Source organism: Niallia endozanthoxylica (assembly GCF_008710145.1).
Lineage (GTDB): Bacteria > Bacillota > Bacilli > Bacillales > Cytobacillaceae > Bacillus_BD > Bacillus_BD endozanthoxylica.
Window position 1 is genome coordinate 1 of record NZ_VYKL01000015.1, and the last position, 25,291, is coordinate 25,291.

Annotated in this window: 31 protein-coding genes; 8 read left to right on the forward strand and 23 right to left on the reverse strand. The window is 36.3% G+C overall.

The window, feature by feature from the left end:
* The 7 genes from F4V44_RS07125 to F4V44_RS27280 form a co-directional block, all read right to left on the reverse strand.
* On the reverse strand, positions 1 to 654 hold a 654-nt coding region (locus tag F4V44_RS07125; protein ID WP_223881831.1), incomplete at its 3' end, for a hypothetical protein.
* A 199-nt stretch (positions 655 to 853) separates the two neighbouring features.
* Positions 854 to 1,330 (reverse strand): MltG/YceG/YrrL family protein, encoded by a 477-nt coding sequence (locus F4V44_RS07130; protein ID WP_150439316.1) that lies wholly within the window; start codon positions 1,328 to 1,330, stop codon positions 854 to 856.
* Entirely contained in the window at positions 1,320 to 1,703 is a 384-nt protein-coding gene (locus F4V44_RS07135; RefSeq protein WP_150439317.1) for a hypothetical protein, read from the reverse strand. Before F4V44_RS07135 ends, F4V44_RS07130 begins: the two co-directional genes overlap by 11 nt.
* Positions 1,704 to 2,081: 378 nt before the next feature.
* Positions 2,082 to 2,336, reverse strand: coding sequence for a sigma-G-dependent sporulation-specific acid-soluble spore protein CsgA (locus tag F4V44_RS07140; protein WP_150439318.1), 255 nt, complete (start codon positions 2,334 to 2,336; stop codon positions 2,082 to 2,084).
* Between the two features lie 42 nt (positions 2,337 to 2,378).
* Positions 2,379 to 3,149: a TraR/DksA C4-type zinc finger protein gene (locus F4V44_RS07145; protein WP_150439319.1), complete on the reverse strand. Its 771-nt coding sequence runs from the start codon at positions 3,147 to 3,149 to the stop codon at positions 2,379 to 2,381.
* Between the two features lie 211 nt (positions 3,150 to 3,360).
* Positions 3,361 to 3,561 carry a heavy-metal-associated domain-containing protein gene (locus tag F4V44_RS07150; RefSeq protein WP_223881855.1) on the reverse strand — a complete coding sequence of 67 codons (201 nt, stop codon included), beginning with the start codon at positions 3,559 to 3,561 and terminating at the stop codon, positions 3,361 to 3,363.
* A 69-nt stretch (positions 3,562 to 3,630) separates the two neighbouring features.
* Positions 3,631 to 3,783: a hypothetical protein gene (locus F4V44_RS27280; protein ID WP_191090604.1), complete on the reverse strand. Its 153-nt coding sequence runs from the start codon at positions 3,781 to 3,783 to the stop codon at positions 3,631 to 3,633.
* Positions 3,784 to 3,932: 149 nt separating this feature from the next.
* On the opposite strand from F4V44_RS27280, the gene F4V44_RS07155 reads away from it, so the two are divergent.
* Complete coding sequence (locus F4V44_RS07155; RefSeq protein WP_150439321.1) at positions 3,933 to 4,550, forward strand: YitT family protein; 618 nt, start codon at positions 3,933 to 3,935, stop codon at positions 4,548 to 4,550.
* 9 nt (positions 4,551 to 4,559) lie between these two features.
* On the opposite strand, the gene cysC is transcribed toward F4V44_RS07155, so the two are convergent.
* Together cysC and sat are read right to left on the reverse strand one after the other, a co-directional pair.
* Positions 4,560 to 5,165, reverse strand: a complete 606-nt coding sequence (gene cysC / locus F4V44_RS07160) for an adenylyl-sulfate kinase (RefSeq protein WP_150439322.1) — start codon at positions 5,163 to 5,165, stop codon at positions 4,560 to 4,562.
* A 3-nt stretch (positions 5,166 to 5,168) separates the two neighbouring features.
* A complete protein-coding gene (gene sat, locus F4V44_RS07165; protein WP_150439323.1) occupies positions 5,169 to 6,317 on the reverse strand; it encodes a sulfate adenylyltransferase in 1,149 nt (382 codons plus the stop codon).
* A gap of 237 nt (positions 6,318 to 6,554) precedes the next feature.
* Between sat and F4V44_RS07170 the strand changes: the two genes are divergently transcribed.
* From F4V44_RS07170 to F4V44_RS07185, 4 genes are all read left to right on the forward strand, one after another.
* Positions 6,555 to 7,787, forward strand: coding sequence for an MFS transporter (locus tag F4V44_RS07170; RefSeq protein ID WP_223881856.1), 1,233 nt, complete (start codon positions 6,555 to 6,557; stop codon positions 7,785 to 7,787).
* Positions 7,788 to 7,801: 14 nt separating this feature from the next.
* Positions 7,802 to 8,089: a hypothetical protein gene (locus F4V44_RS07175; protein WP_150439325.1), complete on the forward strand. Its 288-nt coding sequence runs from the start codon at positions 7,802 to 7,804 to the stop codon at positions 8,087 to 8,089.
* A gap of 147 nt (positions 8,090 to 8,236) precedes the next feature.
* Positions 8,237 to 9,001 carry a sulfite exporter TauE/SafE family protein gene (locus F4V44_RS07180; protein WP_150439326.1) on the forward strand — a complete coding sequence of 255 codons (765 nt, stop codon included), beginning with the start codon at positions 8,237 to 8,239 and terminating at the stop codon, positions 8,999 to 9,001.
* A 135-nt stretch (positions 9,002 to 9,136) separates the two neighbouring features.
* On the forward strand, positions 9,137 to 10,603 hold the full coding sequence (locus tag F4V44_RS07185; RefSeq protein WP_223881833.1) for a spore germination protein: 1,467 nt from the start codon (positions 9,137 to 9,139) through the stop codon (positions 10,601 to 10,603).
* A 63-nt stretch (positions 10,604 to 10,666) separates the two neighbouring features.
* Here the strand turns inward: F4V44_RS07185 and F4V44_RS07190 are convergent, their stop codons facing one another.
* Entirely contained in the window at positions 10,667 to 10,942 is a 276-nt protein-coding gene (locus F4V44_RS07190; RefSeq protein WP_150439327.1) for a YqhV family protein, read from the reverse strand.
* Between the two features lie 105 nt (positions 10,943 to 11,047).
* Positions 11,048 to 11,425: a hypothetical protein gene (locus F4V44_RS07195; RefSeq protein WP_150439328.1), complete on the reverse strand. Its 378-nt coding sequence runs from the start codon at positions 11,423 to 11,425 to the stop codon at positions 11,048 to 11,050.
* 163 nt (positions 11,426 to 11,588) lie between these two features.
* Between F4V44_RS07195 and F4V44_RS07200 the strand changes: the two genes are divergently transcribed.
* Positions 11,589 to 13,259, forward strand: a complete 1,671-nt coding sequence (locus tag F4V44_RS07200; protein WP_150439329.1) for a ribonuclease J — start codon at positions 11,589 to 11,591, stop codon at positions 13,257 to 13,259.
* 66 nt (positions 13,260 to 13,325) lie between these two features.
* Here F4V44_RS07200 and F4V44_RS07205 read toward each other — a convergent pair whose 3' ends face one another.
* The 5 genes from F4V44_RS07205 to F4V44_RS07225 form a co-directional block, all read right to left on the reverse strand.
* The gene (locus F4V44_RS07205; RefSeq protein ID WP_150439330.1) at positions 13,326 to 13,793 is read right to left on the reverse strand and encodes a YndM family protein; all 468 of its coding nucleotides are present in this window, start codon (positions 13,791 to 13,793) and stop codon (positions 13,326 to 13,328) included.
* Positions 13,794 to 13,935: 142 nt separating this feature from the next.
* On the reverse strand, positions 13,936 to 14,637 hold the full coding sequence (locus F4V44_RS07210; protein ID WP_396897491.1) for a phosphoadenylyl-sulfate reductase: 702 nt from the start codon (positions 14,635 to 14,637) through the stop codon (positions 13,936 to 13,938).
* 41 nt (positions 14,638 to 14,678) lie between these two features.
* Complete coding sequence (locus F4V44_RS07215; RefSeq protein WP_150439332.1) at positions 14,679 to 15,209, reverse strand: histidine phosphatase family protein; 531 nt, start codon at positions 15,207 to 15,209, stop codon at positions 14,679 to 14,681.
* Positions 15,191 to 15,961 (reverse strand): phosphosulfolactate synthase, encoded by a 771-nt coding sequence (locus F4V44_RS07220; protein ID WP_150439333.1) that lies wholly within the window; start codon positions 15,959 to 15,961, stop codon positions 15,191 to 15,193. The genes F4V44_RS07215 and F4V44_RS07220 overlap by 19 nt, the downstream gene beginning before the upstream one ends.
* 392 nt (positions 15,962 to 16,353) lie before the next feature.
* Positions 16,354 to 17,244 (reverse strand): DMT family transporter, encoded by an 891-nt coding sequence (locus F4V44_RS07225; RefSeq protein ID WP_150439334.1) that lies wholly within the window; start codon positions 17,242 to 17,244, stop codon positions 16,354 to 16,356.
* A 188-nt stretch (positions 17,245 to 17,432) separates the two neighbouring features.
* Here F4V44_RS07225 and F4V44_RS07230 point away from each other — a divergent pair, with 188 nt between their 5' ends.
* A complete protein-coding gene (locus F4V44_RS07230) occupies positions 17,433 to 17,552 on the forward strand; it encodes a DUF4023 domain-containing protein (protein ID WP_150439335.1) in 120 nt (39 codons plus the stop codon).
* An 83-nt stretch (positions 17,553 to 17,635) separates the two neighbouring features.
* On the opposite strand, the gene F4V44_RS27285 is transcribed toward F4V44_RS07230, so the two are convergent.
* From F4V44_RS27285 to zupT, 5 genes are all read right to left on the reverse strand, one after another.
* Positions 17,636 to 17,797: a hypothetical protein gene (locus F4V44_RS27285; RefSeq protein WP_191090605.1), complete on the reverse strand. Its 162-nt coding sequence runs from the start codon at positions 17,795 to 17,797 to the stop codon at positions 17,636 to 17,638.
* A gap of 18 nt (positions 17,798 to 17,815) precedes the next feature.
* Positions 17,816 to 18,328, reverse strand: a complete 513-nt coding sequence (locus F4V44_RS07235; RefSeq protein ID WP_150440080.1) for a DUF3231 family protein — start codon at positions 18,326 to 18,328, stop codon at positions 17,816 to 17,818.
* 198 nt (positions 18,329 to 18,526) lie between these two features.
* A complete protein-coding gene (locus tag F4V44_RS07240) occupies positions 18,527 to 19,510 on the reverse strand; it encodes a polymer-forming cytoskeletal protein (RefSeq protein WP_150439336.1) in 984 nt (327 codons plus the stop codon).
* 188 nt (positions 19,511 to 19,698) lie between these two features.
* The gene (locus F4V44_RS07245; protein ID WP_150439337.1) at positions 19,699 to 20,325 is read right to left on the reverse strand and encodes a hypothetical protein; all 627 of its coding nucleotides are present in this window, start codon (positions 20,323 to 20,325) and stop codon (positions 19,699 to 19,701) included.
* 150 nt (positions 20,326 to 20,475) lie between these two features.
* Complete coding sequence (gene zupT / locus F4V44_RS07250) at positions 20,476 to 21,285, reverse strand: zinc transporter ZupT (RefSeq protein ID WP_150439338.1); 810 nt, start codon at positions 21,283 to 21,285, stop codon at positions 20,476 to 20,478.
* Between the two features lie 504 nt (positions 21,286 to 21,789).
* Between zupT and F4V44_RS07255 the strand changes: the two genes are divergently transcribed.
* A complete protein-coding gene (locus tag F4V44_RS07255; RefSeq protein WP_150439339.1) occupies positions 21,790 to 22,683 on the forward strand; it encodes a LysR family transcriptional regulator in 894 nt (297 codons plus the stop codon).
* Positions 22,684 to 23,256: 573 nt separating this feature from the next.
* On the opposite strand, the gene F4V44_RS07260 is transcribed toward F4V44_RS07255, so the two are convergent.
* Both F4V44_RS07260 and F4V44_RS07265 read right to left on the reverse strand, forming a co-directional pair.
* A complete protein-coding gene (locus F4V44_RS07260) occupies positions 23,257 to 24,291 on the reverse strand; it encodes an amidohydrolase family protein (protein ID WP_150439340.1) in 1,035 nt (344 codons plus the stop codon).
* 53 nt (positions 24,292 to 24,344) lie between these two features.
* A complete protein-coding gene (locus tag F4V44_RS07265) occupies positions 24,345 to 25,259 on the reverse strand; it encodes a VOC family protein (protein ID WP_150439341.1) in 915 nt (304 codons plus the stop codon).
* Between the last annotated feature and the right edge of the window lie 32 nt (positions 25,260 to 25,291).

A 25,291-nucleotide genomic window follows, 5' to 3' on the forward strand; every position in this document is an offset into this window, starting at 1 on the left:
TTCCATTTCCGGATCGCTTTTCACTTCCGCCTCAACTTCCTCTTCCAGCTCGATTTCCTCTTCCGATTCGGCTTCCTCTTCCGGTGCGACTTCCATTTCCGGATCGCTTTTCACTTCCGCCTCAACTTCCTCTTCCGGCTCGGCTTCCATTTCCGGATTGGCTTCCATTTCCGGATTGGCTTCCTCTTCCGCCTCGCTTTCCTCTTTCGGCTCGACTTCCATTTCCAGCTCAGTTTCCACTTCCGAATCGGCTTCCATTTCCGGCTCGGCCTCCACCTTTACTTGAACTTTTACTTTGGGCTCTACACTCACTTTTGGTTCTGTTTCAACTTTCAAATCGATATCAAATTTTAGATATATATCAAATCTCGGTTGTTGTACTTTGACTTCTGTTGCTATATCATCGATGACTTGTACATCAATCTTTGGTTCTTGATCATCAATTACTTGTACATCAATCTTTGGTTCTTGATCATCAATTACTTGTACATCAATCTTTGGTTCTTGATGATCAATTACTTGTACATCCTCTATTGGCTCTATTACAGTTTTTACTTCTATGTTTTTATTTTGTGGATAATAATATTCGTAATTTTTTGAGCAAACATCTTTGTTATTTTTAATAAAATAAAGGTTTGTACAAAATTCACACATTATTTTCCCCCTCCATTTTCTCATTAAATTTTTATTAGTTAGCATATTCTGACTTGTTTAAAAAGGAAGTAAACTGGCCTAGTATATGAGCGGATATTTGCTCTTGAACTACTCACTGGGCGGTAATCCATTACATTACATGTGGCGGGAGTCTACTTTCGAAAAAGGACAAAAAAAAGCGAACTGTCACCACAGTTCGCTACTGAAAAATAATTGCTATAATTTCATCTATCGTTTTTCCGCTCTCTATTTCATATAATCCTGGACGTAATTCATTTGATAATCCTCGATTTTCTATTTCCTTAGCAAACTCCCATCCATCAGGAATGATTTTTGCCTGTGCTAAAGCATCCCCAACATCAATGCTGGTCATTCCTGATGAAACAGACAACATGGTCCGGTACACTACCTTTTCAGCTGCTGCTTCCTGTGACTGAGTATCCACCTGTTCTTTCGCAGCATTCTGTTGCTTCCATTCTTCCTCTGTATGAATGACATAGCCTTCAGTACTAAGCATGCTCTTCATCTCATCCACTGATAATGCAGATGTTTTTTCTGTAGAATCAAGTTTCTCACTATCCTTAACTTCACTCGGACCAAGATAATATACAGCAGCACAAACACTTGCTGCAACAATAAGGCCGCTGGCAAAGCTTCGTAATGAATTAGATGTCATTAGATACTTTCCCTCCTTCATCTTTCGTTCTAATATAAGGAGTAAGTAACTGGGTAACCTCTTCTACACTCATCTGCTTTTTCGTTGCAATGCTATCGAATGAATATCCGCGTCTATTTAATTCAAGAATTTCTCTTAACAATTGTCGATGTGCAAAGGTTCCCACATCGATGCCCGCTTCCTGTACAGTTATTTCTGCATCAAGCTCAACATGTCGAATTTGTTGCTGCAATTTATTGACTTCATCCATAAACGTAAAGGACATTTCTTCTATCTGTTGTTCAAGTGCTTTTGATGTATCCTTCGATTTTCGAAAAGATATAATTAATAAAACAATTGCTGCGGCAAACAAAATGGCAATCGCCCAATCCATTTTCAAATCCTCCCCAATGCATTTCTTTATCAGCATTACATATTATACATGGATTTGAGTTGATTTTCGATTATAAGCGACAAAATACCTCAATAGTCTCGATTTAGTAATAAATAAGATTCATAGAATATCTTAACACAAGGTCTAAAGACCTATTTATTTTCACTAATAAAAAAGATTGATTCTATTATTAAATACTCTGTTGGAACTACAAATACAATGGACATTCCGTGCCATTCATTTGCACACTGCTCAAATGATATTTCTTCCGCTCCTGATAATTTTCCCCAGCATGACCTTACACAAAAAAAATCAGCCAAAAAGAAAAAACGGTTCCAATCTCCTTTTTGGCTGTAAAAATATAATTATGCTTTTCATTTATACTAATAATAACTCATACACTTCATTTAAATGACGAGCTCTTACATAGTCCTTTTCCTGTTTAGAATAGTCAATAGCTTCGGTTAATATTTGATTGAGATAATCATTTTCCTCTTGAGTCAGTTCCCTGACAAACTTACCCTCTGAGGCATATTGATGAGAGCAAATCTTAGCATATAAGTTTTTTCCAACCTGATCATTTTCCGTATGACCGGATAAAATTTCCCGTAAATATTCAAGTGATTGATCCATTCGCTACTCTCCTTATCCTGTTAAATGGTTCGTCCATTTGGATTATTCTTCTTTAGACCGATTATCTTCAACATATGGATCATGTTCAAAGGCTGGGAGGTCGCCAAAGGTTGTCATGATTCCTTCTTCATCTAAAGCTTCTTCATATTTTTGATGCTTTTCCGTTGGATAAATGGTAATATTTTTTCCTTCAATATCAGTCCCAACAAAATTTTCATAATCCTCGACATAGCCCACATTATCGTCATAATCCATAAACGTATCATGATAGCTCTCTGAAGGAATCTCAAAATCTGAAGGGGTCTCAGAAGTTCCCCACTGGGCAACCTCCTGCCAAGAATCTTCTGCATCAAACGCTACTGTTTCATCTTGTCCATCCATCGCAAACTTTCCAAATGGAGGCATGAACACGCCTTCTTCAATTGGCCGGTTCGTCGAAATAGTTTGATCTAGACTATGCTCCTTGCAATAGAGGGTACTAGGTAATGCCTCAAGTCTTTCTATTGGGATATCCTGTTGGCATGTTAAGCATTTTCCGTATGTTCCATTTTCAATCGCTTGAAGTGCAGCCTCTATGTTTTCAAGTTCATAATCCTGGTGCTGATGCAGCGCTACATCTTTTTCCCGCTCATACAAATCAGTCCCTTCATCAGCAGGATGGTTATCATAGCTTGATAATTCCCCCATTGATTCATGATAATGGCCTCTATTCAAACCAAACATATCATTACTTTCTTGTCTTTCATCAATATCCTGTTTCATTTCTAATAAAGTCGAACGAAATTCAGCTATCTGCTGTTGATTTAGTGGCATATTATCAACCCTTTTATGTTTTTTTACAGTAAATTCACCAAAGTGGGCGTCAGTTTCCTTTTTACACTCTAACACATGGTATAGTTTCTTTTTTTCATATATTTATTATTCGATTGTCCTTCACTTATTATTCGGAACCTAAAACATCTGGTGTTCAAAGCTTTCAATGAAAAAAGCTAGCCGTCTAAATCACAACTAGCCTTGACTGATATTAGTGAGTAATATGAAAACCGCATTCCTCAATCGTTTTTTTGATTTTACCCTCTGACACTTCAGCATCATTGAACTCTATTTTCACTTCACCATCATGTACGTCTACTAAGGCTCGTTCAATCCCGTTCATTACCATTAGAACTGTTTCAAGTGTCTGAATAGGACCTTCCTTAATGGCTTCTTTTACAAAAAGCGTCATTTCTGCCACTCATCTTCTTCCTTTCTTTATTAAATTTATAAAAAAACACCGTCTTTAAAACGGTGCAGGTTAGCTTGGATCGTTCTCATCCAATGATAACGTAAAAACCTTTGTAGATTCTCCATGGCTGATATCCTGCTTATTTGCGTCTTTTTGTAACATATCTTCAGTATTTATTCCTTCAGCAAGTGTCGGTTCATTGGTTTCCTGTTGTTTTTTCATAACTTCCACACTCCTTTCTCCCTATACTCTCCAGGAGTGCTGCTTTCATTCTTGTTTTTTATTATCCCCATGGAGGCAAGTTACTTAAAAGTTTTATCATACAGACAAGTACTTGTCCTTATTTTTCCCTTTCCTGAATAAGATAAAATATGAGAAGATTCCTGTTTATTTATGCGTACTTACTATTCGGTGCCATTATCCAAGGCTTGTCCATGTCCTTATTTTTATTTCCACATTCCATCCCTTCAGGAGGAGGAGCAGGTATTGCCATCCTATTAAATCATTGGTTTGGCATATCCCTTGGTTTTGCCTTATGGCTGGCAAATATATTCTTTTTATTTTTTGCATTAAATTATTTTGGCTTTACATGGACTGTAAGAACCATTCTTGCAGTTGCAACAACATCGACTACCGTAACCATTCTTTCGGCCAAGCTCCCCCTTCCACATATACATATACTGTTTGATATTGTTGCTGGCAGTATTTTCTTTGGGATTGGAGTTGGCATTTTAATAAGGGTAGGCGCTTCAAGCGGGGGTATGGCCATTCCCGCTGTCATGATTGCATCTTATAAAAAATGGACTCCTGGGAAAGTCATGATGGTCATAAATTTTTGCATTTTCGTCTTAACCTCTCTTGTGATTGATTATAAAATTGTTATTTACGCCATTATATGCCAATTTATTTCAACGAACATGATTGACATGATTTATAACCTTCAAATTCAAAAAGTAAAAGTACTTTCGCCTCATTGGCGCAAAAAATAGCAGATCCTATCATAAGATCTGCTTTTCTTTTAAATAATTTAATACTTGTTGTACCGATTGTTCAATGGTTAATTGGTTCGTCTCTATAATAATTTCTGGATTTTCAGGCTTTTCATAAGGAGAGGTTATTCCTGTAAAATTTGGGATTACACCGCTTCTCGCCTTTTTATATAATCCCTTTGGGTCACGTTTCTCACAAACCCGAATCGGACAATCGACAAAAATTTCTATAAATTCACTAGAGTCGAACATATTCCGCACTAGTTGCCGGTCATTTCTAAAGGGAGAAATAAAAGCGGTGGATACAATGATTCCACTGTCTACAAATAGCTTCGACACTTCCCCAATTCTGCGGATGTTTTCTTTCCGGTCACCATCACCAAAACTTAAATCATTATTTAATCCATGGCGGATGTTATCTCCATCAAGAACATAACTTCTGCATTTTTTTTGAAACAATGCATAATCAACAGCATTAGCCAAGGATGATTTTCCAGACCCTGAAAGTCCAGTAAACCATAATACACAACTTTTATGACCGTTTAATTGATGACGATTTTGCTTGGTAACAGACATATGATGCCAGGTAATATTATTCATGTTCATAACATACATCCTTTATGAATTTGTATATACTTCCTTCATACCTTCTATTAAAATCTCCACAACTTCTTTTCGACTGAATTCGTTTGGGGGATATTGTCCGTTTTTCAGCATCGCTCTAACAGCTGTCCCTGATAATATCATCCGATCCTTCTGTGTATGCGGGCATGTTTTTTCCGAAGCCATATTTCCACATTTTTTACAATAAAAACTATTCTCAAAAAATAGCGGTTTAATTCCAAGTTCATCCTCGGTAAATTGGCTAAAGATTTTTTGAGCATCATACGTACCATAGTAATTTCCTACACCTGCATGATCCCGTCCAACGATAAAGTGAGTACAGCCAAAATTTTTCCGTACAATTGCATGAAATATCGCTTCTCTAGGGCCCGCATATCGCATAGCAGCTGAAAAAACGGATAAATAGACTCGGTCTTTCGGATAATAATTATCAAGCAGGACTTGATAACTTTTCATTCGGATTTCTCCGGGAATATCATCTGATTTTGTTTCACCTACTAGTGGATTTAAAAATAACCCATCCACTATTTCTAATGCTGTTTTTTGAATATACTCATGGGCCCGGTGAATCGGGTTTCGTGTCTGAAATCCAACGATTGTTTTCCAGCCCAGTTCGTTAAATTTCTCTCTTGTTTGGCGCGGATCTAAATAATGCTCCTTAAATGTTTCTTTTTCAGGTCTGTTAATAAGGGTAATCGGACCGGCGACATATGTTACAGGGCGTTCGAATAATTTTTTGACACCAGGATGGTTTAAATCTGTTGTTTTATAGACCTTTTGTGCCTCTATTTTTTTATCAGGAAAGTATATTTCCTTCACATTCATTACACCATAGACATTTCCTTTATGAGTAAGATTAATCGTATCCCCGCACTTTAACCCCGCCGCTTTGTTTTTATCAACTGCTAAAGTAATTGGAATGGACCATGGAAGTCCATTAGTAAGTCTCATATTTTGCACAACAGACTCATATTCTTTTTGTTCCATAAAACCTTCAAGGGGACTATAGGCTCCATTTGCAATCAATTCCAAATCACTTAGCTCCATTAAGCTCAATTCAACACTTGTATGAGAAGCATCCATTCTTGCCTTTTCATTGATTCGATTCACCAATTTCCCACCATGAGGACGATTTTCATTCACTGCCTTTTCCTCCCCTGAACCGATAATTTGTAACAGCCATTACAAACATGTTCACTCTTCTCTTTATACCTAGAACTAGATTATTCAATGATTGGGTGAATGTGTAGATTATGGGCTTTATCCAATTATAAATAGGCGAATGAAGTTGAATAATCACGAGCCTCCTATCGAATAATAGAAAGGCTTATTCTTATTGTTGGGGGTGTACTTTCATTGCCGAAGCAAAAACATAAAGGAATGACTATTGCTGCTATTGGATCCATTCCACTCATTCTCGTTTTAGGAAATTCTATGTTAATTCCCATTCTTCCTAAAATGAAATCGGAACTAGATTTATCTCAATTTCAGACAAGTATGATCATTACAGCATTTTCCATTTCAGCAGCAATCATGATTCCGATTCTAGGTTATTTTTCAGACCGATTTTCTCGAAAAGCAGTAGTCATCCCAGCTCTGATTTTATACGGTAGCGGGGGCATTTTAGCAGGAGCCGCGGCAGCTTGGTTTTCCAATGCGTATACCTGGATTCTTGCAGGAAGAATTATGCAGGGAATCGGTGCTGCTGGTACCACTTCCATGGCAATGGCTTTAACAGGTGATTTATTTAAAGGTGGAGAACAAAGCAAAGTATTAGGTCTGGTTGAAGCATCCAATGGATTTGGCAAAGTTGTCAGTCCAATTATTGGTTCCTTATTAGCCCTTTTGTTTTGGTATGCGGCATTTTTCGCTTTTCCAATCTTTTGCCTTATTTCTATCTTGTTAACTATCTTCTTTATAAAAGAAAAGAAAAAGAAAAAAGAGCCACCTACGTTAGGAAATTATGTCAAAGGTCTTGTATCTGTTTTTAAAACAGAAGGGCGTTGGTTGTTTGTTGCCTATTTAGCAGGCGCTACCTGTTTATTCACTTTATTTGGGATTTTATTTTACATTTCCGATATCCTTGAAAAGGACTATAAAATTGATGGTGTTTTAAAAGGATGTATATTAGCTATTCCTTTATTATTTATGACCACTACTTCTTATTTTACTGGAAGCAAAATAGGGAAGAATATGAAGCTGATGAAGAAATTAATTGTGATAGGCTTACTCCTTATGACCATTTCTTTTGGAGTGCTTGTGTTCTTCACTAAGCTTGTTCCTTTTTTTGCCACATTAGTCATCAGCAGTATCGGAACTGGACTCGCCTTACCCTGTATCAATAGTTTTATTACTGGTTCTGTCTCAATGGACAAAAGAGGCTTTGTCACTTCTTTATATGGATCGGTTCGCTTTCTAGGTGTAGCTATCGGTCCACCTATATACGGGGCATTAATGGAATGGTCACGAACAGGTATGTTTTTATCAACAGCCGGACTAACCTTTCTTGTGGGCTTACTATGTATGGCATTTATCCATGTTGGGAAAAAAGAATCTTCTAAAGAAAAGGAAAAAGAAAAAGATACACTGTTTGAAAAATTGCAGTTTACGTAAGGAGCTGGAAAAAAGTGCAAATTTACTTTTCACCTGAGGTAATCACCCCTGAGTTTCAAGTACTAAATGTGCTGGATTCAACCGAAAAAGCAGTTGGTAACGTTGCTTTCTTGTTTGATGAAAAAAAACTGTACGTATATGGCATTTTAGAGGAAGAAACGGTTGGTGCAGATTTCAAGGATTTAGTTACCCCCTATATCAAAGGGTTGTCAAAAGCAAAGCCTGACCTGGACATCCTGTCCTGTCTATACGTAGGCTGTAAACAAATTAAATTAAATGAGGAAAAAGAAAAGGAAAAATAGTCAACTTCATGTAAATTTTTTCATACAGCTTGAAAGTCCAGTCTGCGGTAGGCTGGGCTTTTTATTCATAAATTTTATACAAGGTGTAACAAGGCAAATCTCCATTACATAAAGTGAGTATATATTTTTGTTTGGAGTGTGCGCCTCATGAGTTTAGCTATCATTTTAATGGGTCTCCTTGTAGGGTTCCTGGTTGGTCTCACCGGTGTTGGAGGAGCTGCCCTTTTAACACCTGTATTAATATTAATTGGAATCAATCCGACTGTTGCGGTAGGAACAGACCTTGCCTATAATTCAATCACTAAGTTTTTTGGCTCCGTTCAGCATTGGCGTCAAAAAACAATCAATACCACTTTAGTGAAATATCTTGCGATTGGCAGTATCCCTAGTGCTGCTTTAGCAGTTGGACTTCTTCACCTTTTTGATACATTTTTCCATAACCAAGAGGAAATCATTAAACACGCTTTAGGTTATGTATTAATTTTAGTTGCTCTTACCACACTGATAAAAACCTTTATGAAAGATAAATACCAAACAAATTCTATCCAAATGAAACCCTTACTTGAGAAACGAGCCTTAACGATTACCATTGGTGCTGTACTAGGCTTTATTGTTGGTTTAACTTCCATTGGATCAGGATCTTTATTTGCCATCATGATGCTTTTTCTTTATAAGCTTACACCTGCAGAGCTGGTCGGTACGGATATCGCTCATGCCTTTTTATTAGTAACTGCAGCAGGTATTTTACACGCAGGAATTGGCAATGTTGATTATTTATTAACATTTAACCTTTTATTAGGATCCATCCCAGGTGTTCTTATTGGCAGTACACTGTCATCCAAATTGCCAGCTAAACCATTACGAGCTATTTTAGCTATCGTGATTTTATTCAGCGGATTAAAGCTTATTTAGTTATATAAATCTTTGTGAATACAAGAACTTTCTTTTACTAAAAGAAAGGAGTATGTTTTTTCTTTCTAATGTCTATCATGAAATTAGCCGACTAGAAATAGGTAAAATTAGAAGAGGTTGTTTTTGAGGTGAATTATGGAAGATAAAGATATGAAGAAAAAACTTGCTACAACCAATATTAAAGACAACGTAGATTATTTAAGGCAAGAGCTTGGGGTTGGAAAAAGTTTTGATATTATCCATTTGGATGTCGAATATGCAGAAGTAAAAATGGCTCTTTTTCTCGTTGATGGTCTAATCAAAGATGATCTTCTTCATTTGCTAATGAAGTTTTTGGCAAAAGTCAAAAAAGAAGAAATCGAAAAAGATGTATTAAAAAAACTTCTAAAAACATATATCCCTTATGTTGAAATTGATACCACCGATGATTTAAACAAGGTGGTTGATACGGTCCTTTCAGGTCCGACTGCTTTTGTAGTAGATGGTATCGATGAGGTCATATTAATTGACGCACGGACATATCCCGTCAGGGGACCAGAAGAACCTGATACAGAGAGGGTTGTCAGAGGCTCTAGGGATGGCTTTGTTGAGACAATAGTATTTAATACAGCCTTAACAAGAAGAAGAGTTCGGGACCGGACCTTAAGAATGGAATTTATGCAGGTTGGCCGTCGTTCTAAAACAGATGTTGTCATCTGCTATATTGAAGACATTGCCGATCCAAAAATGATTAAAAATCTTAAAGGTACAATTGGTAAGATTGATACCGATGGACTGCCAATGGCTGACAAAACCATTGAAGAGCATATTTCAGGCAGTTATTGGAACCCCTTTCCAGTTGTCCGTTATACTGAACGTCCTGATACAGCTGCCGCTCATTTATTTGAAGGGCATGTGATTATTTTCACGGATGGCTCTCCATCTGCCATGATTACGCCGGTTACCTATTGGCATCATGTACAGCATGCCGAAGAATATCGAAACAATCCAATAGCCGGTGCCTATTTGCGTCTTGTCCGCTATTTGGCCATTTTCGGCTCCATTTTCTTAATGCCTCTATGGTATTTACTAAATGTAGAGCCTGGTCTTGTACCAAATCAGATTGATTTTATTGGGCCTAACGAGCCTGGTCAAATTCCTTTACTCCTGCAATTTTTATTAATTGAAGTCGGGCTGGATATGTTGCGAATGGCCGCCATTCATACCCCTACTTCCTTGGCCACTGCACTTGGACTTGTTGCTGCCTTAATGATTGGACAAGTAGCAGTAGAAGTCGGCCTGTTCACAAACGAAGTAATCTTGTATTTTTCGATTGCTGCAATTGGAACCTTCGCAACACCAAGCTATGAGCTTAGTTTAGCGAACCGGCTCGTTCGCATCGGGTTGTTACTTGTAACTGCCTTATTCCATACATATGGCTATGTAATCGGTATCGTTGTATTTATTATTATGCTTGCTCGCATGAATTCCTTCGGCGTTCCGTATCTATGGCCATTTATTCCATTTAATCTCCGTGCATTCCGAGATGTCTTACTTCGATCTCCTATGCCATTGAAAAATCGGCGTCCGCGCATTTTAAAGCCAAAGGACCCCGATCGCTAGTCAAAAAGCGCTTTTTAGCGCTTTTTTTATTTAAATCATAATAATTATGTACAATCTCCTTCTTTAACCGCTTCTAACCCCATAAAGAATACAGGCTACTCCCCCAAAAATCCAAAGCAGTTTTACATATGAAATTTTATCCGCCATTCCCACTAAGCCAATGGTTGTAGTAACAATCAAAATAATGGGACCAATTAGTGCGAGTGAACTGTTTATCATAAGCGCTTTTTCAATATTATTAAATTTAATAAACAAAAAAGCAACAAAAATTTCTATACTACCTGAAATCAATCGTAAGATGGCCATCCCAATAATTGCTTTTTCCAAAAATTGAAACATACTTTTCCCCCTAACACTTTGCTTGCTCTAATATATGCATGAAAGTGTGTAAGAAGGACAGGTTATCTTAAATTAGATAAAAAAGGTAGAAAGTAATATTCTTTCTTATTGCATATACTCCGCATCATAAGAGTTCTCACCGGCATGGACGGACAGAAGTGTATCTGCGTAACCGACAATACGATTAACAAGCTCATCTGCAATCGCGTATACAAGCTGTGAATGCTCAGGATGGAATAATGCTGGATCATCTAGTATAACAGTAGTATTGATAAAGACATCTCGATTGCCATAAAGATGGTAATGTACAATAACTTTTCCGGCAGCACCGCCTGTTCGCGGATCGTGATAACTTGGTAAAAAAACATACCACTCTTCCGCTGTTGCAGATCGAAAGTTTTTCGTAAATGTCATTCCATTAACCTCATGTTCAATTTGAGCTTTTACTTCTTTTGTCATTGCTTGTGCGATTTCGTCTGCCATAAAAAACACCTCCCCATCGCTTTTTGCATTAACTAACTAGTCCTGCTAAATGTAATTTCCCCTTCAGAAAATAAACTTATTAGCTAATTCTCTCTTCATACATTTTTTTACACTAAAAATGGGAATACTGAAAATACTTATGCTAAAGAGAGGCGATGCAACGATGAACGAAAATACTTTATCCATTTTTGCCCTAGGCGGCATAAACGAAATTGGGAAAAATATGTATGTTGTTCAATATGGAAATGATATAGTGGTTATCGACTGCGGCGGTAAATTTCCTGACGAAAGTTTATTGGGCATTGATTTAATCATCCCAGATATCACTTACTTAGAGGAAAATAAAGAAAAAATTCGCGGTTTAATTTTGACTCACGGACATGAGGACCATATTGGAGGGATTCCTTACTTTTTAAAGAAGCTAAACGTCCCTATCTATGGCACCCGTTTTACTCTCGGTTTAGTTGAATTAAAATTAGATGAGCAAAAGCTTCTCCGCGATTCAACACTTATTCCCATTGATTCTGAATCACGGCTTGAATTTGGACAAATCAGCACCAGTTTTTTTCGAATCAGCCATAGTATCCCAGATTGCTTAGGCGTTGTTTTTCATACACCGGAAGGCAATGTTGTTCATACAGGTGATTTCAAATTTGATTTAACACCTGTGAATAACCAATATTCAGATATCCATAAAATGGCCGAAATCGGAAATCAGGGTGTCCTTGCGCTTATTTCTGAGAGCACAAATGCAGAACGGCCGGGTTTAACCCCTTCTGAAATGCTCGTCGGCAGCCATATCGAAGACGCATTTTTAAAGGCAGAACAAAAAATCATTATTTCTACTTTCGCATCTAATATTAATCGGGTTCAGCAAATTGTCGAAGCTTCGATAAAAACAAATCGCAAGCTTGCCCTTTTAGGCCGCAGTATGGTGAATGTCGTTTCAGTCGCAATAGAGCGCGGCTATATTGATATTCCAGACGGTATGTTAATTGAGCCCTATCAAGTGAACGAGCTTCCTCCGGAAAAAGTAGTCATACTCTGTACAGGCAGCCAAGGAGAACCTTTAGCAGCTCTTTCACGTCTATCGAGTGGATCTTATCGTGATATTTTGATTCTGCCAAATGACACAGTCATCTTAGCTGCATCTCCCATTCCAGGGAATGAAAAAGGTGTCTCACGAATCGTGGACAATCTATTTCAGCTTGGTGCAAAGGTTATTTACGGCGGCTCCAATAAAACAGGGATGCATGTGTCCGGACATGGCTACCAGGAAGATTTAAAATTAATGCTTACACTCATGAAGCCAACTTATTTTATTCCGATTCACGGTGAATACAGAATGCTCCACCATCACCAATTATTAGCAGAATCTGTAGGAGTGGAAAAGAATAAAACCTTTATTTTGAATAACGGTGATGTCGTTGACATACAGCACGGAGCTGCCCGACAAACGAGAAAAATACCATCAGGGGATACATATGTTGATGGCTGGGGTGTTGGCGATGTAGGAGATATTATTCTTAGAGACCGCAAGCAGCTTTCTGAGGATGGAATGATTGTCATTGTGATTACAATCAGTAAAAATGAAGGACATTTAATTGCCGGACCGGATACCATTTCCCGCGGTTTTGTCTTCATAAAGGATTCAGGGGATCTTATTAAGGAAGTCAATCAATTGACAAAACATACGATTGAAGAGTTGCAAAAGGAAAATAGACATCATCAATGGAAGGTTGTCAAACAAAATATAAAAAAATCAGTCGGTCAATATCTGTACGCTGAAACAAAAAGAAAGCCAATGATTCTCCCTATCATCATTGAAATATAAATGTTATTATCAGTTTTGAACAGTAAAACGAATAAGAAAAAACACCTGAAATTCAGGTGTTTTTTCTTATTCGGATTGGTTTTCCTTATTCCTATCTGTTTTCATATCATTCCTTTGCGGGGACAGATCTTCTGAAGCCTCTGTCTGAAACCGTAAGTTAGTAGATGAATTAAGTCTTTCCTGATTATCTTCTCTCGTAACATTATTAGAAACATATTTATGAAAGAAATACTCAAATAACGTAACGCCTAATGCAGCGAGCAAGGAAACAGTAAATAAATTATCCCCTCGAGTAAAGCTCTCACTCATAAACCAGATAAAAAATAAGGCAAGTCCAAAATCTGCCAGTGTAGCGACTATATTATTTGTTCTCGGTAAAATCAGCAAATCCCCGATTAAATAAGCGACAATCCCCAAAACGAAAGAGATTAAAAAGACATTTCTAAATTCCATCCCGTAAAATAATCCGAGGATAACATACAAAAGAACTAGACTAGAAATAAATTTGATGGCCAATGCTTTTAAATGTTTCATTCTATCCCCTCCTTTTGAGTGTTATTATGGATATTCTAATAAATTCTATTCGCGTCTACTTCCTGTTATATTTATTAAAAATAAATCAAAAGAAGATCCCCCTATTGGAACCTTCTTCACTCTTCTATTCGCAGTATCCTACTTAACTTTGATGCAAACCGCATTCTGATTTTGATGTACCAGCCCATCTGCCAGCTCGCTGATCACCGTTGTCTAAAACTGGCTGTGTACAAGGCGCACAGCCAATGCTTGGATATCCTTTATCATGTAATGGATTATATGGCAGCTTGTTTAATTCAATATAGGTAAGAACATCCTCCCATGTCCAATGAATAAGCGGGCAAATTTTTATTTTCTGAAATTTATCATCTTTATTAATATATTGAGTTTTACTTCTTATTGGGGACTGTTCTCTTCTAAGACCGGATATCCAAGCTTTAGTATCCTTTAATGCCTCTGTAAGGGGAACCACTTTCCTCATGTGGCAGCATAGATTTGGGTTGTGCTTCCATAATTCGTCGCCATACCATTTTGCTTGCTCTTCTAAAGAACTTACCGGTTTCACTTTTGTGATGAGTAATGAGGGATAACGTTCTTTCACTTTTTCAATTAAATCATACGTCTCTTGGAAATGGAGACCAGTATCAAGAAAAATAATTTTAGCCGTTTTATTTACTTTTGAAATTAAATCAATTAAAACGATTCCCTCAGCTCCAAAACTGCAGGCATAGACAATTTCATCCTTATACTCTTTATAGGCCCATTTTAAAACATCAAAATAATCTTTTAGTTGATCCAATTTCACTTTGACTTGTTTTTCGTCCCAATTTTCATACGAAATAATCTCTGACAAAATCCAGCACCCCGTTTCCAATACATTCGCTATCAATCAAAATGCAACGTAATACACTCGTTATTTCCAACGATTATTTTATTCATATCATTTATATGGCCGTTTTGAGCGTACGAAATAATGGCGCGAATCCATGAACCATGTCCGAATATTAAAATATTCTTTCGCTCCCTATACTTACCGAGAAATGAAAGAACTCGTTTTTCCAGGTTTATTATACTTTCGCCCAGTACCATTTCTCGTGGATTATTCTCCCACATACTTCCGTAAGCTTCTAAAAGCTCTTTTTTGGGACGTCCTTCAAACGATCCAAAATCTAATTCATCTAACAACGTTTCTGTTTCAGGACGATAACCGTATAAAAGAGCTGTTTGATGAGTCCTTTTCAATGTACTTGCTACTACCAAGTCAAATGGTGATAACGAAGAAAGAAGGAGTTGATTTTCTTGAATCTCATCCTGAAGTGATTCTGTCAGCGGTAAAATGTCAATATCCCTTCTCCCTTGAAGCCAAGTTTTCTGATTCCACTCTGTTGGTAAATGTCTTATGAAGGTAGCCTGCATGCACAATCCCCCAAATCAAACGTATCACTTCTCAGGCCCCATCTCTGGGTCTCTAATAATAATACGTCTTTAATATTTACATTCCCTAAATTAACGTTTGCACCAAGTTCATTAATAAAAAAGCATTGGTGTTTCGTCGTTGGAGCTTCGAAAATAATCTTTGTACTGTCAATGCCTTTTACTAGCTGACGGATTAAATCTGCTTTCAGGCTCCCGCTTTGATCATAGATTCCAGAAGTTCCCGAATCTCTTCCCTCTGTAATCACATATTCACATCCAGCCTCTAATAACGTTTTTATTTCTTCCTGCCATTTTCCAATCGGCATCTCCTGATTAGAGTCCTTCGATCCAACCTCTGCAATGACAAAAAAATCATTTTTTACCCTTTGAATTATACCTAGTCTTTCTTCGAGTGTAATATCAATCGTACCATTTGATACCTCTACCCATTCGATTTCCAGATTCTTTAAGCACTTGAGATATTCTGAAATTTTTTGCTGGGCATAGCATTTTTCAAATAAGGTGCCACCAAAATATGGTTTAATTCCATATTTCTTATACAGATTGACTTTTTCTTTTAGATTAGGAGTCACATAAGCAGTTCCCATCCCAAATTTAGCAATATCAATAAAGTGATGATAATCTTTAAGTATATGTTCTAATTCTCCAAGTGGAGTACCTTTATCAATAATTGATGTTAGTCCAAACTTCCGGTTTCCTGAGGTCCTATTTGGCAATTGTAAAAATTCCATGGGAAATGCGCCTCCTCTATATATCTAAGATAATTTATTCAATCATTAGGTAAGTGTGTAGAGATTGGGCTTTTACCATAGGAAATAGGGCAATGGCATTAGTTCATTTTACAGCAGTGATCGAGTGAAATCGTAAAGATTGAATAAGGTGCTGAGCGGAGAGTTTTATAAGATATTAATGTGTAATTAGCACATAATGTCATTTTCATTAAATTAGTTAACCATAATTTTATTATGTAAAAAAATACAATTGTCACACACGAACAAAGCGAACAGTGTGGTCTTGATGCTGTTCGCTTTGAATTTATTCGAGTATCCATGTCTTGCAGGACAGATTCAGAAAATTTAATAATGTGAATTTAACACAGTATGCTATTAGTAATTATTAATAATTATGTATTCATCTTATCTGTGCTTTGAAGCTTCTTATCGAAGCTTTCACTTATAAATGTTGAAGATAAAATAAGCATTCCTCCAAATATTTGAATCATACTCATGCTTTCATGCAAAAATATAGCAGCCATAACAACGGCAGATATTGGATCAATATAGCTTAGAACGGCAATAGTCTGTCCCTTAAGCTCCTTTATTGAGACAAAGTAGATAAAATATGCAATACCAGTATGAACAATACCAATAATGAAAATAAACAATAAAGATTGAGTATTCATACCTGAAAAATCAATTTGTTCGTTCATATACACATATGGCAGAAGAATAAGTGCAGCAACCCATAATTGGACTAACGTGGTTTCATAGCCGGATAAACGTTTGATAAACTTATTCATTAAAATAACACTCGCATATAAAGCTGCTGCTAAAAGACCATATAAAATACCAACTGTATGCTGAAACATTCCTCCGCTGCCTTCACCCATATCAACAACGAGAAATAATCCAATCATAGCAGTTATAATGCTGCCAACTTTCACTGTTGTTAATTTCTCTTTCAAAATAACTGGTGCAAGAATCATGACAAATATGGGAGCGAAATAATAACTCAAGGTTGCGTTTGAAATCGTTGTATATCTGTAAGCTTCAAATAAAAAAATCCAATTAAACCCTAACGCTGCCCCTGATAAAAACAGTAAGAAAAAATTGGCTTTAATGGCCTTAAATGATATCCGCTGTTTAACAAGAAAACTCGCACCTAGCAGGAATAGTCCTCCCAGTATGCCTCTCAGAAGGGCAATTTCACTGGAAGAAAGATTAATATTCTTTACAAAAATACCAATACTGCCAAAAATCAACATCACACTGATGAATTTATAGTGTCCTTTCATAAGTACCTCCTAACCTTCCAATTCTATATTCTTATCTTACTATAACTTCATGTTCTTTGTTATCCGAACTTTCCTAAAGATTTTTATTTATGGGACTTATGAAAAGAATGTTTACTACTTTTCTATACATCTTTTTGATGTAAATGGAGAAAGTAACAACTAGCGCCTGTTATAAAGGAGGGATTTAAATGGAGAATACAAATCAATTTGTTGAGAAATTACACGAAAAACAACAAAAAGATGAACAAAATCGTAAACGCCAAGGAAGAGGAAATCCTAGCGGTAAACTGCCAAACAAACAACATTAATATTCATGTATAAAAAGAACGCTTGCAGCAAGCGTTCTTTTTGTATGAATAGATAATCTCTTCATTTATTTAAGTACTAAACTCTAACTTTCTAAATCTGAGCGTTTACCGGGCTTTTCCTTCCCGTTCGTTTCATTTCCAGTCGTTGATGTGTAGCCTACACGGTAATGAAAATCCTTTTGCTGTTTTAAGGCATTGGGCATCATGTATTGTTCTTTATTTTGGAATTCACCTGCTTTTGACATGACAAGCACCACCTTCTATTAACATTCTGCTTTGTCAAGATGAAGCGGAGGCGGTACGAGCCAGCCTTTTTCTTTCAAAAGCTTCAGCGTTTTTGCTGCATATTGCGCTTTTTTCATATGGAATTGTCCATACATCATCGCAATATCCTCACGAATGCACTGACCGATGACAGTACTGCAGCTGACAAGACCTGCAGCAAGATCCACACCAAGCTTATTGGAAATTTCTGGATCCATGAATCGTGCACCAGCTGGAATATTTTCCAAACAAGCCTTTGGACGTTCAGGAGGTGTTGGAGGAAGCCCGACTCCATTTTCTTTTAGAACGATTTCGACTTCTTCAATCTCGGCTTTTGTACCATTCTCAATTACATCCTCGACTAGTTTTTTTAACTCCTCATCACCAATATGATTTGAGAGCGTTTCATAAGCTGCCACCATGGCTTTGGCCGCATTTAAATGTGTCCATAAGGCAAAAACCTCGCCATAGTGCAATGGCTCTTCTTTTGGATTTCCGCTAAGTATACCCATCATCATCCTCCTAAATGTAAACATCACATTGCCCCTTTTTTTAGAGTGGCATTACTATCTTTCCATCCAGCACAGATGAAAATGAGTGGAATGATTCGCCAATTATTAAATCGTTATCGGTCCTATCCATTCTGAAAGAAGTAAAAAAACAGCACTCTGTCTTTATATGAACAGAATGCTGCTTTATAAACTATTGGTTTATTTTTTTACTTCCGTTGCTCCAGTTACTTTACCTTCCACTACTGCTGCTGCTTTTACATCTTCACTTGCGAAATATACATTTCCATCAATTGTAGCATCTGCAGTTAATGTAAAGCCTTTTGCTTGAACGTAAACATCACCTTTTACAATACCAGCTTGTACTTTAAAGTTTTCACTTTGTACAGTCATTTTCGGTACGGTTAAAGTAAATCTTTCAAGAACATTACGCTGCTCATCTTGTGTATATGGTGCAAACTTACGATAGATTGGTTTTGCTGGGTCATTTTTATCATGGAATTCACCAGCTACAACTAATTCATCATCAATTGTTACATCGTTAAGAATGGCAAAAATCCATGTTCCATCTTTACTAGCTGCTTTCTTTAATGCCTCTCCATCTTTTACAAGAGATGCTGTTGTTACAACATCAGAAGCAGCTCCTACTTCTTGAGCTCCGGTTACTTTACCTTCAATCACTGCAGAAGCTTTTAAGTCTTCGCTTGCATAATAAACGTTTCCATCAATTGTAGCATCCGCAGTTAACGTAAAGCCTTTAGCTTCTACATAAATATCCCCTTTTACCGTACCAGCTTGTACTTTGAAGTTTTCAGACTGTACAGTCATTTTCGGTACAGTGACAGTAAATCTTTCAAGTACATTGTGGTCTTCATCTTGCGTATATGGAGCAAGCTTACGGTAGATATCCTGTGCTGCATCACCTTTATTGTGGAATTCACCAGCCACCACAATTTCTTCATCTACAGTAATATCACCAAGAGTTGCAACAATCCATGTTCCTTCTGCACTAAGAGCTTTCACTAATGCATCCGCTTCATTTACGATAGACGCTGTTGTTACTACATCAGTCTTCTCTTCTGCTTTTTCTTTTACTGCTTCTTCAGCTGGTTTTTCTTCTTCCGCGCCACATGCAGCTAAAGTCCCTACTAATACGGTTGATGCTAACAATAGTTTAAATTTCATATGCTTTTCCTCCTAGGATGTAAAAAGTAGTTCCTGCAATCAATTTATCATATTTTGATTATTAATAGACCTATTGCATATGTATATTTTGTGAATTTATGATCATACTAAATTCACATTTTATTATAGTAAAAATCCTCAATAAATGACAAAATGACGCATGCTATTGGCATACGTCATTTTGTCATTTATTGATTGTTCGTTTCAGTGGAACCTGTTACTTTACCGTCAATGATAGCCGATGATTTCACATCTTCATTAGCAAAAATGAGATTTCCGTCAATTGTAGCCGTTTTATCTAGCGAAAAACCTTGTGCTTCAACTAATACGTCCCCTTTTACCGTACCCCCTTGGATTTTAAAATTAGGACTTTGTACAATTAATTTAGGGACGGTTAATGTAAATGAGGCAGTGATATTATGGTCTTCATCCTGTGTGTATAATGCTAGTTTACGATACACATCCTTTGTTGCATCATTCTTATCATGGAACTCACCTGCAACTAATACTTCTTCATCAATAGTCATATCTTCAAGAATCGCAACAATCCATGTACCTTCTTCACTTACAGCTTTTTTGAATGCCTCCGGTTCATTTACAATAGAAGCGGTTGTTAAAGCATCTGTTGTTTGTTCTTTGTCTTCATCTTTATTTTCGTCAGTCGCTGCATTCTCATCGGTTTCTTCCGCCGCTTTTTCCTCATTCTCTGTTGCTGCTTGATCCTTTTCTTCAGCAGCCTGGTCATCATTACCGCCGCCGCAAGCAGTTAATAAACCTACTAAAAAGACGGATGTTAATAAAGCCTTTAGTTTCATTTTATTTCCTCCTTAGTTATAATTCATTTCCCTTTTGTATTTTTACCTTGGAGCATGAAAAAATACATTTTTTATGTAAATAAGCTAAGCCATATATGGAGAAAATAAAAACATAAAAAAGTCCCAATCAGGACTTTTCCAAGGAGAATATTACAAAAATAACAATAGGCTCAAAGCCATGACGGCCATACCGCCAATTAATCCATAAATAGAGGTATGTGCTTCATCATATTTTTTTGCTGCCGGCAGTAATTCATCAAGGGATATAAAAACCATGATTCCTGCTACAGCTGCAAAAATGATTCCAAACATAATATCATTTAAAAAAGGCATTAGCACTAAATACGCGATAAAAGCACCAATTGGCTCTGACAACCCTGATAAAAAGGACAGCTTAAATGCTTTTTTCTTACTTCCAGTAGCAAAATAAACAGGTACGGATACGGCTATCCCTTCAGGAATATTATGAATCGCAATGGCAGCTGCAATGGCAACCCCTAGTGCGGGATCTTGTATGGCTGACGTAAAAGTGGCTATCCCTTCAGGAAAGTTATGAATGGCAATCGCAAGCGCTGTGAATGTTCCCATTTTTAAAAGTGCAGGGTCAGTTGCAGGGTTTTCTGGCTTTTTCATTTCCTCTACTCGTTTTAACTCATGGGGATTGCTTTGTTTTGGAATAAATTTGTCAATTATTGCAATTAAAAGTATTCCACCAAAGAAGCCTCCGACGGTTGCCCAGTTCCCAGTGACATTCCCCATTGCACTAATTAAGGCATCCTTTGCTTTAATAAATATTTCAATCATGGAAACATAAATCATCACACCAGCGGAAAAACCTAATGCAAATGACAAAAATTTCGTATTTGTCCTTGACGTAAAAAAGGCTAATATACTGCCAATGCCTGTAGCTAAGCCTGCAAACAGCGTAAGCCCTAAAGCGAATAATACATTTTCAGTCATCTATTTCCTCTCCTTTTTAAACGAGCTTTTGAGCTAAATAAAATATGTTTCATAAAGGCAACTTTTATCATAAAAAAATTACCTGCTATAACATATGCATTGATCAGAAAAGGTTTCCTGTGCTCAACATTTTAATGTATAGTCAAAATCATTTGCAATCATTAAGCTTATTAAAAATAGAAATAAAATTTTAACATAGGCTAGGCTAACGAATAGTGTTGATAAGTCAGATTTTTAAATCATCCCAGTTTATAAAGTAAGTCAAAAATCAACAATGTTAATAAACAAAGTTAAACTTAAAATTCTTCGACTAATTCATCTAATTTATCACATTTTTAGATAATATAAATAATTTTTTTCATAAATAAATTGAAAGATTAAAGATTAAAGACTATTATTATTAGATAATATACTTTTATTTTCAAGATTAATCTCCCCATGTAACTATTTTCCACCACACAGAATTTTTGATTTTTTAAAGAAATAATTTTAGGAGGGATAAACGTGGATAATGAACAACTTTTAACGTTTATTACCGTTTATGAATTTAATAATTATTCACGAGCGGCAGAATATCTAAATTTAACTCAGCCAGCCGTGACTGCTAGGATTCAAAAACTTGAAACAGAACTGGATTGTAAATTGTTTTATCGGGACGGAAAAAAAATCCTTTTGACAGAAGAAGGAAATGCTTTACTTCCGCTTGCCCGGAAAATTCTAAATTATATGAATGAAGCGAAACATACCATTGACCTATTAAAATCCCCAACATTAACAATCGGGTTATCTCCTGCCTTCTCTGTATTTATTATTTTAGAAATATTATCATTATTAAGAGCGCAAAATAAGAAATCTTTTGATTTAATTGAAGCAATAGATTCCATAGAAATTTCTAATATGATTACAAAAGGCATTATTGATATCGGGTTAGTAAGGGATGTTATTCCCTTTAATGATCTTGAGTATCAATTTCTCTTTCATGAAAAGCTTGTCTTTGTGGTCGGAAAAGGGCATCCTTTAGCACAAAAATCGGAAATTACGAAAGCGGATTTAGTAGGACAAACCATGATTTGTTATCGTCGAGAAACACCTATCTGGATCAAAATTGATGAAAAATTAGTAGGTGTGGAAGATTTGCAACGGATTGAGGTAGGCAGCTTTGAAATGCTTAATTTAATGGTGAAAAACAACTGGGGTTTCAGTATTATACCTGAATTATCTTTAGGTACCGATCCTTCTGTCATTAATAATGATTACTCTATTATTCCGTTTCCTGAATTTGAAAATCTTACTTTTAATATTGCAGGCATTTATAAGAAAAACTCTCCAAAATTAGACAGCATACATTTATTTTTACAATTTTTTGAGGCTGCATTAAAGAATAGACACACGAATTAATATATTAACCTAGTTAAACAGATAGGCATCTCTATATAAGGTTTAGAAAGATTAATGTTTCTAAATCCTCTATAGAGATGCCTATTATTGTAGAATAAGATGGTTTTTGACAAGTTTTGTCGATTGTATTGATTTTAATTGGGAATGCATTAAAATGAATACATGCATTGTAAATATATTGTAAAAATTACATGATATATCTTGACAGCAAGGAGGATTTGTCATTATGCATATTGTTGAATTTTGCGGTCATTTTGAAGTATCTATGATTCAGTTCATTTACTCCCTGACTGAGGATGTGAATGAGAAAATAAAAAAAAGGAAGTTGTTTTATAAGGAGCAAATTATTCGTTACATTCAAAAACAAATTGACTTATTTTTTATGAAGTACACTTTTAAAAAAGCTCTCCTGCAATCGTACAAAAACGATGTTTATAATACAATCATGTTTAAATTAAACAACATCCTAAAGGAGAATCATATACTTCAATGCATATGAAATCATATCATAAAAAAAAAGAGAACTTTCCTTATACATGACGCATAGAAGGTAAAGTTCTCTTTTTATTTTTATTATTTAACTGGTTCTTTTATATAATTTGCTTTGTTCAAGCCAAGAAACTTCACGGCATTTTCGCCAAGCATCTTTTTCTTATCTTCTTCAGGAAGCTCCATTACATCAACTACTTTTCCAGAAGGAATTTCACGTAATACGAACGGATAGTCAGAGCCCGCCATTAATTTATCTGTTCCAAATTTATCAATCATAAATTGAAGGTTTTTCGGATCATAAACAAGCGTATCAAAATATAACTGTTTCGCATAGTGGCTTGGTTTTTCTGCTGTTGTTCGAATATTCGGCCATGATTCCCAAGCTTGATCAATTCGAGCTAAAACATAAGGGAATGAGCCTCCGCCATGTGAGAAACAAATCTTTAAGTTTGGATACTTTTCTAAAATACCGCTGAAAATCAAGCTTCCAGCCGCAAGCGCTGTTTCTGATGGCATACCGATAGAATACATAAAATTGTGGTTTTTCATTCTTTCCACACCAACAGTTGCCCAAGGATGAACAAAAATTGGAACATCCATTTTTGCAGCTGCTTCGATGAATCTTAAAATTTCAGGGTCATCAAGAGTCTTTCCGTTTGCATTACTGCCGATTTCAATTCCTTTTAAGCCTAATTCATTAATGGCTCTTTCCATTTCAGCAATAGCTAAATCAGCATCTTGCAACGGAACCGTACCTAAGCCAACAAAACGATTAGGATATTCTGCTACTACAGAAGCGATAAAATCATTCTGTGCTTTTGACAATTCTAAGCACTTTTCCGCATCTGCCCAATACGCAAATGTAACCGGAATTGGAGAAAGAACTTGCACATCAATGCCTTCCTCATCCATTTGGGCAATACGTTTTTTCGGATCCCAAGCATTGTCATCGATTTTACGGAATGATTTTCCATCCTTATAGATTTCCGCTCCGCAGTCGCAAGTATGTTTTAAAGTTGGAAAACGATTGTCACCGTATTTTTCTTCGAAATCAGGGAAATTCCCAGGAATAATGTGCGCATGAAAATCTACACGAAAATGTTTTTCTTTAGACAAAATGTCCACACCTCATCGCTCTATTATTATGTTAATATACTAGTTTTATACTATTAGTTATTAATCTTTACAAGATCTTCTTCAATAATTTTACCGTATTTAGCGAAATCAGGTTTTGGTGATCCGCCCCACTCATCGATTGTTTCCTTACTTGGCTCTAAGCGTCTTGGTTCTCTAGCATTTTCTTCAGGGAATTCTTCCATACCTTGGCTGTATTCCAATGTTAAACCGTCTGGATCAGCAAAGTATAAGAAAATACTGCCTGATGGATGGTGTCTTCCAGGTCCAAATAGGATTGGAACATTATTATCATTTAATTTATTTACTTGGATACCAATATCGTCAACTGATTCAGCTTGATATGCAAGGTGATTTAATTTGTTTTCAGGTCCTTTTGTAATAGCAAGGTTGTGATGGTATGGTGTAGGGAACGCACGTAACCAAGCCCATGCAACTTCTCTTCCAGAGAAATCGGATACAACGAAGTTAAGAACATTTGTATAGAAATCAAGCAATTCATCAAAGCGATTTGTATCATATACAACATGTAAAAATCTAGTGATTTTTGCTTGCTTAGGAACAAACGGTAAGCCCATTTGCATCATTTCAACATAGAACTCATATGTTACACCAATAATTGGGTCTTTAAAACGAAGCGTTCTACCTTGTGCAAGAGCTTGTGTTTCTTTTTTACTTAATTCAACTGGGTTTAAACCTTGCTCTGTTAAATAATCAAACACACCTTGGAATTGAGATGCTTTCTCAAGTTCAAATGCAACTCTTTTTAATCCCGCTTCAGGACCTTGTTCTAGGATTAAATTATGATGGTCTCTTGAACTTCTAAGGTATACGGTTTCATTTTCACGTTCAACAAATTGCATACCTACTACATTTTCATAAAAATCTGTTGATTTATTTAAATCTGTTACACTTAATACGACATAGCCTAATTTTTTATAGCGAATCATTTGTCATCCTCCTGTTGCTATATTAATTATTT

What these genes read in the sequence shown, in the direction of transcription:
- F4V44_RS07130 (WP_150439316.1), bottom strand. Translation starts at nt 1,330, where the DNA reads ATGACATCTAATTCATTACGAAGCTTTGCCAGCGGCCTTATTGTTGCA.
- F4V44_RS07135 (WP_150439317.1), bottom strand. Translation starts at nt 1,703, where the DNA reads ATGGATTGGGCGATTGCCATTTTGTTTGCCGCAGCAATTGTTTTATTA.
- F4V44_RS07140 (WP_150439318.1), bottom strand. Translation starts at nt 2,336, where the DNA reads ATGGATCAATCACTTGAATATTTACGGGAAATTTTATCCGGTCATACG.
- F4V44_RS07145 (WP_150439319.1), bottom strand. Translation starts at nt 3,149, where the DNA reads ATGCCACTAAATCAACAGCAGATAGCTGAATTTCGTTCGACTTTATTA.
- F4V44_RS07150 (WP_223881855.1), bottom strand. Translation starts at nt 3,561, where the DNA reads ATGACGCTTTTTGTAAAAGAAGCCATTAAGGAAGGTCCTATTCAGACA.
- F4V44_RS27280 (WP_191090604.1), bottom strand. Translation starts at nt 3,783, where the DNA reads ATGAAAAAACAACAGGAAACCAATGAACCGACACTTGCTGAAGGAATA.
- F4V44_RS07155 (WP_150439321.1), top strand. Translation starts at nt 3,933, where the DNA reads ATGAGAAGATTCCTGTTTATTTATGCGTACTTACTATTCGGTGCCATT.
- cysC (WP_150439322.1), bottom strand. Translation starts at nt 5,165, where the DNA reads ATGTATGTTATGAACATGAATAATATTACCTGGCATCATATGTCTGTT.
- F4V44_RS07170 (WP_223881856.1), top strand. Translation starts at nt 6,555, where the DNA reads ATGACTATTGCTGCTATTGGATCCATTCCACTCATTCTCGTTTTAGGA.
- F4V44_RS07180 (WP_150439326.1), top strand. Translation starts at nt 8,237, where the DNA reads ATGAGTTTAGCTATCATTTTAATGGGTCTCCTTGTAGGGTTCCTGGTT.
- F4V44_RS07185 (WP_223881833.1), top strand. Translation starts at nt 9,137, where the DNA reads ATGGAAGATAAAGATATGAAGAAAAAACTTGCTACAACCAATATTAAA.
- F4V44_RS07190 (WP_150439327.1), bottom strand. Translation starts at nt 10,942, where the DNA reads ATGTTTCAATTTTTGGAAAAAGCAATTATTGGGATGGCCATCTTACGA.
- F4V44_RS07195 (WP_150439328.1), bottom strand. Translation starts at nt 11,425, where the DNA reads ATGGCAGACGAAATCGCACAAGCAATGACAAAAGAAGTAAAAGCTCAA.
- F4V44_RS07200 (WP_150439329.1), top strand. Translation starts at nt 11,589, where the DNA reads ATGAACGAAAATACTTTATCCATTTTTGCCCTAGGCGGCATAAACGAA.
- F4V44_RS07205 (WP_150439330.1), bottom strand. Translation starts at nt 13,793, where the DNA reads ATGAAACATTTAAAAGCATTGGCCATCAAATTTATTTCTAGTCTAGTT.
- F4V44_RS07215 (WP_150439332.1), bottom strand. Translation starts at nt 15,209, where the DNA reads ATGCAGGCTACCTTCATAAGACATTTACCAACAGAGTGGAATCAGAAA.
- F4V44_RS07220 (WP_150439333.1), bottom strand. Translation starts at nt 15,961, where the DNA reads ATGGAATTTTTACAATTGCCAAATAGGACCTCAGGAAACCGGAAGTTT.
- F4V44_RS07225 (WP_150439334.1), bottom strand. Translation starts at nt 17,244, where the DNA reads ATGAAAGGACACTATAAATTCATCAGTGTGATGTTGATTTTTGGCAGT.
- F4V44_RS07230 (WP_150439335.1), top strand. Translation starts at nt 17,433, where the DNA reads ATGGAGAATACAAATCAATTTGTTGAGAAATTACACGAAAAACAACAA.
- F4V44_RS27285 (WP_191090605.1), bottom strand. Translation starts at nt 17,797, where the DNA reads ATGTCAAAAGCAGGTGAATTCCAAAATAAAGAACAATACATGATGCCC.
- F4V44_RS07235 (WP_150440080.1), bottom strand. Translation starts at nt 18,328, where the DNA reads ATGGGTATACTTAGCGGAAATCCAAAAGAAGAGCCATTGCACTATGGC.
- F4V44_RS07240 (WP_150439336.1), bottom strand. Translation starts at nt 19,510, where the DNA reads ATGAAATTTAAACTATTGTTAGCATCAACCGTATTAGTAGGGACTTTA.
- F4V44_RS07245 (WP_150439337.1), bottom strand. Translation starts at nt 20,325, where the DNA reads ATGAAACTAAAGGCTTTATTAACATCCGTCTTTTTAGTAGGTTTATTA.
- zupT (WP_150439338.1), bottom strand. Translation starts at nt 21,285, where the DNA reads ATGACTGAAAATGTATTATTCGCTTTAGGGCTTACGCTGTTTGCAGGC.
- F4V44_RS07265 (WP_150439341.1), bottom strand. Translation starts at nt 25,259, where the DNA reads ATGATTCGCTATAAAAAATTAGGCTATGTCGTATTAAGTGTAACAGAT.